Here is a 1,325-nt window from a genome sequence, read left to right as displayed (position 1 = left end):
TGCGCGTCGTCGGCCTGTTCACCTCGGGCGCCTACACCCGCTCGGCACGACAGATTCCTTATGTCCGCCACAAAGTTTCACAGGTGCTCCAGCGCGCCGGCTTCGACCCGAACAGCCATTCGGGCAAGGCGCTGGCACACATTCTCGAAGACTATCCGCGCGACGAACTGTTCCAGGTCGACATCGACACCCTCTACAATTTCGTCATGGAGATCCTGATCCTCTATGAGCGCCCCCGCGTCCGCGCGCTGGCACGCATCGACAAGTTTGATCGCTTCGTCTCCATCCTCGTCTTCATTCCGCGCGACAAATACGATACCGACGTGCGCACGCGCGTCGCCAACTTCCTCGCGCAGGTTTACAAGGGAACGCTAGCGGCATCCTACGTGTCCTTCCCCGAAGGATCGCTTGCGCGCGTCCACTACATCGTCGGGCGCTATGAAGGCAAAACGCCCGTCATCGAACGCGCCACGCTCGAAGCCGGGATCAGCGCCATCGCCGCGACCTGGGCCGATAAGCTGAAGGCAGCGCTCACCGCCTCGACCGACGGCATGCGGGCGCGCATGCTCACCAACCGATATGCCCGGGCCTTTAGCGGCGGCTATACCGAGGTGTTCGGCGCGAAGCAGGCGATCACCGATATCACGACAATCGAAAAGCTCACGCCAGCCCGCCCGGTGATGATCTCGGTTCACCGTCTGGAAGGCGAGGACGATCCCAGGCGCTTCGGCCTCAAGGTGTTTTCGGACGCCGCACCGCTGTCGCTGTCTTACCGCGTGCCGGTGATCGAAAATCATGGTCTGCGCGTGGTCAACGAACGCACCTATCAGATCGTGCCGGGTACCAGGCCGGAGCCGGTCTGGCTGCACGACATGACGATCGAGACCAGCGACGGCGAGCCGATCGAGATCAACCCGGACTTCAGCCACCGCCTGGAAGCCTCGATCATGGCGGTGGTCCGCGATCGCGCCGAATCCGATGGATACAACGGATTGATCCTGCGCACGGCCCTTGGCTGGCGGGAAGTCTCGACCATCCGGGCGCTGTCGCGCTATCTGCACCAGATCCGCGCGCCGTTCACCCAGGATTATATGTGGGCGACCTTGCGCAAGAACGCCGCGATCACGATCACCCTCGTCGCGCTGTTCCAGGCCCGCCTCGATCCACGCCTCGCCGCCACGGATGCCGAGCGTTCGGCACGAGAGACGGCCCTCCTTGCCGAGATCGAGGAGCAGCTCAAATCCGTCGCCTCGCTCGATGAAGACCGCATCCTGCGCCGCTTCACCAATCTGGTGCAGGCAACCATTCGCACCAATCTGTGGCAG

The 1,325-nt window shown here is 63.0% G+C and carries 1 protein-coding gene; it reads left to right on the top strand.

The annotated features are described in order from the left end of the window. Positions 1-1,325 (top strand): NAD-glutamate dehydrogenase domain-containing protein (locus tag IVB01_RS07600; RefSeq protein ID WP_247494363.1); only part of this gene is annotated, 1,325 nt, incomplete at both ends.

Source organism: Bradyrhizobium sp. 164 (genome assembly GCF_023073715.1).
In the GTDB taxonomy this organism is placed as follows: Bacteria; Pseudomonadota; Alphaproteobacteria; order Rhizobiales; family Xanthobacteraceae; genus Bradyrhizobium.
This window is presented reverse-complemented; position numbering and strand designations above follow the sequence as displayed.